We start from the raw sequence: 9,662 nt of genomic DNA on the forward strand, positions 1-9,662 counted from the left end.
AATGCGGCTTATACCGTGGCCGCGAGTAATTTTTCGAGCGCCTGCCCGCTGTCGTCGGCCAGCGCGGCCTGCACCAGGGCCTTGAGCTGGGCCGCGCCTTGCGGCATGGCGCGCAGCTGCGGCATGGCGGCCATGATCTTGCGGAAGTTGCCCCAGCCGCGCGCATGCGTGTCGCCGTAGCCCTTGACCAGGCGCTGCGCGCGCGCGACTTCCAGGGCCAGCGCAGGCTGGCTTGGCACCAGCCGGGTGATGGTGTCCAGCCAGTCGGCGATGCGCTGGTGTTCGACCTCAAAACGCAGCGACTTCGGCCGCAGCGGCCGCATGCAGGCAATCGTGTACAGCAGCAGGTAGCCGCGTATCGAGCTGGTCTGCACCACACGGCCCTTGCGCGTGAAGGGTGCTACGCAGGCGCGCGCCCAGGGCGTGGCCAGCAGCCAGCGGCCCAGGTCGGCCGGCAGGGTGTCGGCGATCTCTTCAATACGCGGGTGCAAGAACTCGTTGATGCCCAGGTGCTGCGCGCCGCTGAGCTTGACCTCGCCGCCCACGCGGCTGAAGCGCGAGCGCCGGGTCTTGAGGTCGGCCACGCGCACCGTGTCTTCGTAGGACATCCACAGCGCCAGGTGGCGCGCGGTTTCGTCCATCAGTTCGGCGGCCAGCGCGCTGTCGCCGGGCAGCGCATTCTCCAGCGGCTTGAGCAGGTCCAGGTAACGGAACGCGTAATTGACGTCCTGGTAGTCGGCCAGGCGCAGGATGCCGGCCGTCAGCGTGGCGTGGTTGGCCGCCGCGAAGTGCGTGAGTATGCGCGCGCTGAGTACGGCAAGTTTGGGACCCACCGGTGGCACTGGCACGGCCGGTGCGGCAACGGCCACAGGGGGCGGCGCCGACAGCGCCTTGGCCGCCGCATCAAAACCCGCGGCAAAAGCCTTGAGGCTGGAGCTGACGCCCACACCGCCGCGCGAGATGGTGGACTCGAACTGCGCGCGGCTGAAAGGCAGGCGGCCGGTGGCGGCCAGCGCGCCGTAAAGCGCGGGGCTGATCAGGCTGCCGGTGGCCTCGGCCAGCTGTGCGAAGTCGGCGGTGATGAATTGTCTGGCCGCGGCCTGGCCGCCGGCCAGCAGCTTGTCGGCGCTGACGCGGCCGTCGCCCATGGCGGTGCGCTCGGTCATCGAATACACGCGATGCGTCGATGCCACAAAGGTGGTGCGGTCGGCCGTGACCAGGCCGCGCTGCAGCGCGCGGCCGGCTTCCATGAGTTCGGAAGCGATCACCACATCGACGTCGCCGGGAATCGGGCTGAGCGCCATCACCGGCATGCGGCCGCCGGGCGTGGCGGCTTCGGGAAACATCTCGAGGTAATACACGGTGGCACCGGTGCGCTGCGCGACGCCGGGCACCGAGGTGGTCTGCGCGTAGTAGCCGTTCTGTTCGGCCAGGTCCACCAGCCAGTCGGCCAGCACGCCGCCGCCCTCGCCGCCCATGGCGAGAATCGCGATGGTGATGCCGTGTTTGGCCGGGGTGGCTTGCGCCGCGACGGGCGCGAGCTTTTCGAGGACGGCGCTCATGCTGCAATTCCTTCCAGCCGGCGCTCAATGCGGTTTTGCAGCCAGCCAATCACCTTGGTGCGCAGGCCGAGCTTGAAACGGTCCCAGGCGGTCGGGTTGTTGATGATCTCGGCGCGGTAGAACGAGGGGCACAGCACGGCCGCATGCGCGACCTCGCCGCACAGGCCGCAGCCCACACAGCTGTCGATCACGGTGGCGATCGGGTCGCGGCGCAGCGGGTCGGGGTTCGGTTTGATGGTCAGCGAGGGGCAGCCCGACAGGCGTATGCAGGAGTGGTCGCCGGTGCAGGTGTCGGGGTCTATGCCGAAGCGTTCGCGCACCACACGCTCGCCGCCGGCAATGCGTTTTTTGATCTGCGGCTTGATGCGGCGCTGGCGATTCAGCTGGCATTCGCTTTGCGCGACGATGACCTTGGGGCCCTTCTCTTTGGTCGTGAGGGCTTCGCGCAGCACGTCGCGCATCTGCGTGAGGCTGTAGGTGTTGGTCACCGTCCTGGCCCACTTCACGCCGACGCCGCGCACGGCTTTTTCGATCGGGTTGTTGGTGCTGCGGATGGCGTTGACGGCTTTCGACGACAGCACGTCCTGCCCGCCGGTGGCGGCCGAGTAGCCGTTGTCGACGACCAGCAGCAGGTTGTCGGTCTGGTTGAAGACGGCATTGCCCACGCCGCTGGTCAGGCCGTTGTGCCAGAAACCGCCGTCGCCCATCATGGCGATGGTGCGCTTTTGCGTCTCGGGCGTGTTGAAGGCCGAGGCGCCGGCCCAGCCCAGGCCGTAGCCCATGGTGGTCGCGCCTATGTTGAAGGGCGGCAGCACCGAAAACAAATGGCAGCCGATGTCGCAGCTGATGTGGTGTTTGCCGAGCTCGCGCTCCAGCAGCTTCATCGCGGTGAAGATGGGGCGCTCGGGGCAGCCGGTGCAGAACGAGGGCGGCCGGCCCTGCACCTCGTCGGACGCGGCCTTGATCGCGAAGGCCTTGGGGTTGCCTTCCATCACGGCCAGGCCGGTGGAGGCCTTTTGTGCGGCGGCCGGGAGTTCGCGGCCTGCCAGCAGCTCTGGCGCGTAGATTTCGATAAAGCGCGCCACACCCTTGAGCACCACGCCGCCGGTGTATTCGCCGGCCATGGGCAGCACGTCCTTGCCGTGGACTTTGGTCTGCACGTCGGCCTTGCGCAGCAGCGAGTTGAGGCTTTGCTCGATGAAATCGGGCTGGCCTTCCTCGACCAGCAGGATGCCGCGCTTGCCGAGACAAAAGCGCTTGAACTCGTCGTCGATCAGCGGGTAGGTGATGTTGAGCACATACAGCGGCACCTGCGACTGGCCGAAGGCATCGGCCAGGCCCAGCATCTCGAGCGAGCGCAGCACGCTGTTGTAGAGGCCGCCCTGCATGACGATGCCGAAGTCTTTTGCATCCTCGGCGAAGAATTCATTGAAGCCGCGTTCCTGGATGAACTTGACGGCGGCGGGCCAACGGTCGGTGATCTTCTCCTGTTCCTGCGCATAGCTGGCCGGCGGCAGCACCACGCGGCTGGTGTCGCGCTGCGGGTTTTCGATCGCGTCCTTCAGCGTGAAGGACGGCCGCTTGTTGGCCTTGGTCTTGAAACGGCCGTGCACGTGGCAGGCGCGTATGCGCAGCTCCAGCATCACCGGCGTGCGGCTGGCTTCGGACAGCTCGAAGCCCATCTCGACCGCGCGAACAATGCTTTCCAGGTTGGGCCGCGGGTCTATCAGCCAGACCTGGGACTTCATCGCGAAGGCGTGCGAGCGCTCCTGCATGATGCTGGAGCCTTCGCCGTAGTCCTCGCCGACGATGAGCATGGCGCCGCCTATGACGCCGCCCGAAGCCAGGTTGGCCAGTGCGTCCGACGCGACGTTGGTGCCGACGGTGGACTTGAAGGTGACGGCGCCGCGCAGCGGGTAGTTGACGGAAGCGGCCAGCGTGGCGGTGGCGGTGGCTTCCGAAGCGCTGTGCTCGAAGTGCACGCCGAGTTCGGCCAGGATGTCGTTGGCGTCGGTCAGCACGTCCATCAGGTGCGAAATCGGTGCGCCCTGGTAGCCGGCGACATAAGACACGCCGGCCTGCAGCAAGGCCTTGGTCACGGCCAGGATGCCCTCGCCGCGGAATTCATCGCCCTCGCCCAGGCGCAGCTTTTCAACTTCCTGTGTAAAGGAACGCTCAGCCATGGTGGGATCTCGGTTTCATCATGTTGTCTCTCGTAGGCGCGGGGAGTGGGCTTTCGCCTCGTTATTCAGGCAATTTACGCAGGCGCATCGCATACGGCAAATGGATTTTTCTGATAGAGCACATCTGTTTGGTGAATAATCAGTAACAACCCTGAGGACGAAAAGCCATGAACTTCCGCCAGCTGGACCTCAATCTTTTGCGCGTGCTTGCGGCCATCCACCGCACCGGCTCGGTCACGCTGGCCGGCAAGGCGCTGTCGCTGTCGCAGCCGGCCACCAGCAATGCGCTGTCGCGGCTGCGCGACTACTTTGAGGACGAACTTTTTGTGCGCGCGCCCACGGGCCTGAAGCCCACCCGGCTGTGCGAACAGCTGGCGCCCGCCGTGCTGGCCCAGCTGCTGGCGCTGGAGACAGTGGTCACCGGCCATGAGGACTTCGAGCCGGCGCACAGCGACATGCACTGGCAGCTGTCGCTGTCGGACCTGGGCGAGATGCTGTTCCTGCCGAGCCTGGCCGGCGCGCTGCGCAGCCAGGCGCCGGGCGCGCGGCTGTCCAACATCTCGGTGGCGGCCAACGAGGTGGCGGCGGCGCTGGAGGCGCGCGAGATCGACCTGGCCATCGGCATCCTGCAGCCCAAGCACCGCGGCATACGCACCGAGCTGCTGTTCCGCGAGAACTATGTGGCGGTGGCTTCGCCGCAGTGGCGGCCGGCCTCGGGCCGCAGCGGCCGCACGCTGACCGCGCAGCAGCTGGCCCAGGCGGCCTTTGTCGTGGCATCGCCCACGGCGACCTTTCACGGCAGCGTCGAGCAGATGCTGGTGCGCATGAAGCTGGACGACCGCATCGTGCTGCGCGCCCGCCACTTCGGCGCCCTGCCCGAGCTGGCGCTGACCACGGACCTGCTGTCCATCGTGCCCGAGATGTACGCGCGCAACCTGCGCCAGCGCTACGACTGCCGCGTCTGGGGCATTCCCGGCGCGCCGGCCTATGAGGTGCGCCTGGTCTGGCACAGCAGCACCGACAAGGATCCGGCCCACCAGTGGATGCGCGCGCTGGTGCACAAGCTGTTCAAGCGGCCGGTGAGGGCGGAGGCGGTTTAGGTCCTTCAAACCCAGCGGTCTTGCTCCTTCCCCCGCTGGGGGAAGGTTGGGATGGGGGCCGCCGGCGCTTGACGTTTCGCGATGATTTGGAAGGCCGCTCGCCCTCACCCTAACCCTCTCCCAGAGGGAGAGGGGATTGAAGCGGGGAGAGTTTGGACAACTGGCGCGGCTATCCGGTTTTACTCCTTCTCCCTCTGGGAGAAGGCGGGGATGAGGGACGACGGCCTCGAGTAAAACCCTGACACATCAACACGAAAAAAGCGCATGGACGGCGGCGGCCGGTCCGACGATGATGGGGCGCGCCGCAAGGTGCGCCAACATCCACGGAGGACGACATGAAAAACACGATCACCGCAGGCCTGGGCCTGCTCACGGCGGCCGCGCTCCTCGCCGGCTGCGGCAGCGGCGCGGGCGAACCTAAAAACACCAAGCCCGCCTACCTCGGCCCCATCAGCGTGGGCGCTTACGACGGCGGCAATGACGACCTGCTGACCGCGGGCCTGGGCAAGACCGGCCTGGGCGGCGCGGCGCCGCAGCCCGTGGATCCCCTGAACCCGACGGCGGCCGAGCTGCGGCGCATCGCGATCTACAACAACTACCGCGCCATCCTCGACATTTCGCCGGCCGGCGGCTACGGCACGCTGTACGGGCCGAATGTCGATGCGCGCGGCGTGGCCACCGCCGGCGAAGGCAAGATCGCCGGCACCGAATTCATCGCCTACTCGGACGACGGCAGCGGCCGGCACAACGTCACCATGATGGTGCAGGTGCCCGCCGGCTTCAACCCGGCCAGTGCCTGCATCGTCACCGGCACCTCCAGCGGCTCGCGCGGCATTTACGGCGCCATCGGCTCATCCGGCGAATGGGGCCTGAAAAACGGCTGCGCCGTGGCCTATACCGACAAGGGCACGGGCAGCGGCATGCACGACCTGCAGAACAACACGGTGAACCTGCAGAACGGCCTGCGCGCCGATGCCGCGGCGGCCGGCGTGGTTTCCAATTTCACGGCGGCCTTGAGCCCGGCCGACCGCGCGGCCTTCAACGCGGCCACGCCCAACCGCTTTGCCGTCAAGCATGCGCACTCGCAGCAAAATTCCGAGAAGGACTGGGGCCGCTTCACACTGCAGGCGGTGGAGTTCGCCTACTTTGTACTCAATGAACGCTACGGCACGCCCTCACGCGACGGCGCTTCGCGCCTCAAGACGCTGAACCCGTCCAACACCATCGTGATCGCCTCCAGCGTCTCCAACGGCGCCGGCGCGGCGCTGGCGGCGGCCGAGCTCGACACGCAGGGCCTGATCAGCGGCGTGGCGGTCGGAGAGCCGCAGATCCAGCTGGTGCCCGATGCGCGGCTCAGCGTGCGGCGCGGCAACACCACGCTGGCCGGCACCGGCAGGCCGCTGTACGACTACATCACGCTGGCCAACCTGCTGCAGCCCTGCGCGGCGCTGGCATCGCCCGCGACCAATGTTTTCAACACCATTAACCCGGCCATCGCGGCGAACCGCTGCGCCGTGCTCAAGGCGCAAGGCCTGGTCAGCGGCAACACCCCCGCCGAGCAGGCCGCCAGCGCCATGGGCGTGCTGCAGGCCGCGGGCTGGCAGCCCGAGAGCAACGACCTGCAGGCGTCGCACTACTCGTTCGCCACGCTGCCGGTGGCGCTGACCTACGCCAATGCCTACGGCCGCTTCGGCGTGCAGGACAATTTGTGCGGCTACAGCTTCGCCGCCACGGCCCCTGCCACCGCGCCCGTGCCCAACGTGCCGGTGCCCGCATCGCCCGCCGCGCTGGCGACCTCCTTCGGCACCGGCAACGGCGTGCCGCCCACGGCAGGCGTCAACATCGTCAACAACGCAAGCGTGGGCGGCCCGCTGCTGGACGCGGCCTCGCTGTCGGCCGGCAATGTGCAGGACTACAACAGCGCCGGCGCGCTGTGCCTGCGCGCGCTGGTGGTCGGCAGCAGCCCCGCCGCGATGCGCGTGCGCGAAGGCATACTGCCCGCGCTGCGCAAGGCCAACCTCCAGGGCAAGCCGGCGCTCATCGTGCACGGCCGCGCCGACACGCTGGTGCCGGTGGCGCTGACATCGCGGCCTTACTTCGGCCTCAACAAGATGGTGGAAGGCGGCGCCAGCAAGCTGTCTTACATCGAAGTCACCAACGCCCAGCACTTTGACGCCTTCCTGGGTTTCCCGGGCTACGGCGCGCGGCTGGTGCCGCTGCACCGTTACTTCATCCAGGCCATGGACATGATGTACGCCCACCTCAAAACCGGCGCGCCGCTGCCCGGCAGCCAGGTGGTGCGTACCGTGCCGCGCGGCCAGGTGGGCACTGTCGCCAACCCAATCACGCAGGCCAACGTGCCGCCCATCAAGGCGGTGCCGGACGCGGCGGACGCCATCACGTTTGCGAACAACGTGGTGACGGTCGCCGACTAGGTTCCGCGGTTTCAACAAAGGAATCTCGTCATGCTCAAGCTCTATGGTTTTTCGAAGGTCAACGCCGGCGCGCGCGGCCACACGCGCGACCTGCGCGTGCTGTGGGCGCTCGAAGAGCTGCAACTGCCGTTCGAGATCGCCGGCATGGACCACCCCGCACACGACCTCAACACCGAAGCCTATCGCCGGCTCAGCCCCTTTGAACAGATTCCGGCGATCGACGACGACGGTCTCGTGGTGTCCGAATCCGCGGCCATCCTCGTCTACCTGGCCAGGAAGTCCGGCCGCCTGATCCCGGGCGACCTCGCCGGCGAAGCGCAGGTGATGCGCTGGTGCTTCGCCGCGATGAATTCGATCGAGATGCCGCTACTGGCACTGATGGTGCTCGACTGGACGGCCGACGGCAGCTGCGGCAAGCACCGCGAGTTCCTGGCCGGCTGGGCGGACATGCGGCTGGGGAACCTGGAGCGCTGGCTTGCGGGCCGCGAATTCATCGCGACCGGTGAGTTCAGCGTTGCCGACATCCTGATGGCGCACGTGCTCTCGGCGGGCATCAAGGACGAGAGCCTGATCGCGCCGTATCCGGGTGTCATGTCGTACCGGGACCGCTGCCTGGCCCGGCCCGCGTGGAAGCGGACTTTCGAGGCGTATTGCGCGCGGGTCGAGGCTGGCTAGATCGCCGCCTAAATCGATGGCGGGGCAGTGGGCGGCGCCGGCAGCAGCCGGTAGGCTGTGGCGCCCAGCGCCAGCAGCGCCGCAATGCCGGCCAGCACCGCGGTGAAAGGCTCAAGGCCGCGCTGCGCGGCCAGCGAGGCGACCAGGCCGGTGAACCACTGCATGCCGGCCACGCCTAAAAACATCGCCATGGTGAAGACCGCCATCGCGCGGCCCGTCAGCGCCGCCGGGTAGGCCGCGCGCACGTCGGCGTATTGCAGCACCAGGTAGCCCGAGAGCAGGCCGATGACGACCGGCCCGATCACGTCGACCAGCGTGCTGTGGGTAAAAGCAAAAGCTGCAAACAGCGCGGCCAGCAGCCAGGTCAGCCCGGTGATCCACCGGCGGCGGCTGGCCGGGCCCGGGTCCAGCCGGCCGAAAAGCGGCGCGCCGAACAGCGAGGCCACCGACATCACCAGCGCGACATTGCCGCTTTGCACCAGCGAGAAATCGTGGCGCTGCATCAGCAGCGGCCCCAGCCAGAGGCCTCGCAGCGAGATGAAAGAGGCATAGCCGACCGCCGACATGATCAGGATGCCCCAGGTGTGGGGCAGCGTGAGCAAGGCACCGAACTTGGCGAAGGCCTCGCGCACCGACTCTTTGGGCTGGGCCGGGATGGCCGGCTCGTGCACAAAGATAAAAATCAGCAGCCAGGCCACGGCTGCCAGCCCGCCCAGCACCCAGAAGCCCATGCGCCACGACGTGGCCTCGATCAGCCAGGCCAGCGGTGTGCCCGTCAGCAGCATGCCGAGGCCGCCCAGGCCCAGCGTCAGGCCCGACACGGCGGCGAAACGGCCGGCGGGAAAGTGGCGCGCGATGAACACCGTGCACACCAAAAAGGCCGGCGCGCAGCCCATGCCGATCAGCACCTGGCCGGCGACCAGCATGCCGTAGCTGCCGGCCAGCGCCGAGATCGCCGAGCCCGCGACGGCCAGCGGGAACGCCGCCAGCACCGTGCGCCGCACGCCGTGCAGGTCTATGCCTATGCCCATGAAGAGCTGCATCGCGCCGAAGGGAAAGTGGAAGGCGCCGGCAAACAGGCCCAGTGCCTGCGCGCTCAAATGAAACTCGCCCTGCAGCGGCGCGGCCATGATGGCGGCCACCGTGCGAAAGGCCTGGCTTAGCGCGACGGCTGTGGTCAGCGCGAACAGCATGGCCCAGACGGCGCGTGTCGCTTGCGGTGGGTTGGGTGTCGATTCGGCCAAGTGTGGTTCCGGTTCCGTGTTGTGTCTGCGAAGAGTTTAGGCGCGGGCTGCAAGCCGTGCAGTCCCGCATTGACAATTTACTTGAGCCATGAATAATTAAGTTGTGAAATGTGAGTCGCTCTGGCGCGGAAATTGCGACAGCTTGCGGGACAAACGCAGGGGATGGTTATCGTGACAAGGCGGCAAAGCACCGGCTTGCTGAAGGCGTACAGCCTGTTTCTCCGGAGCAATCGCATGACCGTGTTCAAGACTTCGCTGGCGGCGCTGCTGCTGGCTTTCAGCGCCGTGGGTGCCGCGCCCGCGCTGGCGCAGGGCTACCCCTCACGGCCGATACGCATCGTCGTGCCCTACCCGGCCGGCGGCGGCATCGACGTGATCTCGCGCGTGATCGGCGAGCGCCTGGGCCGCAGCCTGGGCCAGCCCGTGCTGGTCGACAACAAGCCCGGCGGCGGCACCATCCTGG

At 67.5% G+C, this 9,662-nt stretch carries 6 protein-coding genes and 1 pseudogene; 4 read left to right on the top strand and 3 right to left on the bottom strand.

Annotated features, from left to right (window positions below; translation table 11 throughout):
* Positions 1 to 8: 8 nt before the first annotated feature.
* Together ACLV8F_RS13245 and ACLV8F_RS13250 are read right to left on the bottom strand one after the other, a co-directional pair.
* On the bottom strand, positions 9 to 1,562 hold the full coding sequence (locus ACLV8F_RS13245; protein ID WP_411884679.1) for an indolepyruvate oxidoreductase subunit beta family protein: 1,554 nt from the start codon (positions 1,560 to 1,562) through the stop codon (positions 9 to 11).
* Positions 1,559 to 3,745, bottom strand: coding sequence for a thiamine pyrophosphate-dependent enzyme (locus tag ACLV8F_RS13250; protein ID WP_411884680.1), 2,187 nt, complete (start codon positions 3,743 to 3,745; stop codon positions 1,559 to 1,561). The genes ACLV8F_RS13245 and ACLV8F_RS13250 overlap by 4 nt, the downstream gene beginning before the upstream one ends.
* A gap of 167 nt (positions 3,746 to 3,912) precedes the next feature.
* On the opposite strand from ACLV8F_RS13250, the gene ACLV8F_RS13255 reads away from it, so the two are divergent.
* From ACLV8F_RS13255 to ACLV8F_RS13265, 3 genes are all read left to right on the top strand, one after another.
* On the top strand, positions 3,913 to 4,845 hold the full coding sequence (locus ACLV8F_RS13255) for a LysR family transcriptional regulator (protein WP_411884681.1): 933 nt from the start codon (positions 3,913 to 3,915) through the stop codon (positions 4,843 to 4,845).
* 335 nt (positions 4,846 to 5,180) lie between these two features.
* Positions 5,181 to 7,280 (top strand): D-(-)-3-hydroxybutyrate oligomer hydrolase, encoded by a 2,100-nt coding sequence (locus ACLV8F_RS13260; protein WP_411884682.1) that lies wholly within the window; start codon positions 5,181 to 5,183, stop codon positions 7,278 to 7,280.
* Between the two features lie 30 nt (positions 7,281 to 7,310).
* Positions 7,311 to 7,955, top strand: a complete 645-nt coding sequence (locus ACLV8F_RS13265; protein WP_411884683.1) for a glutathione S-transferase family protein — start codon at positions 7,311 to 7,313, stop codon at positions 7,953 to 7,955.
* Positions 7,956 to 7,963: 8 nt separating this feature from the next.
* Here the strand turns inward: ACLV8F_RS13265 and ACLV8F_RS13270 are convergent, their stop codons facing one another.
* The gene (locus tag ACLV8F_RS13270; RefSeq protein ID WP_411884685.1) at positions 7,964 to 9,148 is read right to left on the bottom strand and encodes an MFS transporter; all 1,185 of its coding nucleotides are present in this window, start codon (positions 9,146 to 9,148) and stop codon (positions 7,964 to 7,966) included.
* Between the two features lie 285 nt (positions 9,149 to 9,433).
* Between ACLV8F_RS13270 and ACLV8F_RS13275 the strand changes: the two are divergent.
* Positions 9,434 to 9,662 (top strand): annotated as a pseudogene (locus ACLV8F_RS13275) (tripartite tricarboxylate transporter substrate binding protein); the annotation flags it as partial.

The organism is Polaromonas sp. YR568 (assembly GCF_943369675.1).
Taxonomy (GTDB): domain Bacteria; phylum Pseudomonadota; class Gammaproteobacteria; order Burkholderiales; family Burkholderiaceae_C; genus Polaromonas.

Excerpts from the sequence above, each read along its gene's own strand:
- ACLV8F_RS13245 (WP_411884679.1), bottom strand. The coding sequence starts at position 1,562 with ATGAGCGCCGTCCTCGAAAAGCTCGCGCCCGTCGCGGCGCAAGCCACC.
- ACLV8F_RS13250 (WP_411884680.1), bottom strand. The coding sequence starts at position 3,745 with ATGGCTGAGCGTTCCTTTACACAGGAAGTTGAAAAGCTGCGCCTGGGC.
- ACLV8F_RS13255 (WP_411884681.1), top strand. The coding sequence starts at position 3,913 with ATGAACTTCCGCCAGCTGGACCTCAATCTTTTGCGCGTGCTTGCGGCC.
- ACLV8F_RS13260 (WP_411884682.1), top strand. The coding sequence starts at position 5,181 with ATGAAAAACACGATCACCGCAGGCCTGGGCCTGCTCACGGCGGCCGCG.
- ACLV8F_RS13265 (WP_411884683.1), top strand. The coding sequence starts at position 7,311 with ATGCTCAAGCTCTATGGTTTTTCGAAGGTCAACGCCGGCGCGCGCGGC.
- ACLV8F_RS13270 (WP_411884685.1), bottom strand. The coding sequence starts at position 9,148 with ATGCTGTTCGCGCTGACCACAGCCGTCGCGCTAAGCCAGGCCTTTCGC.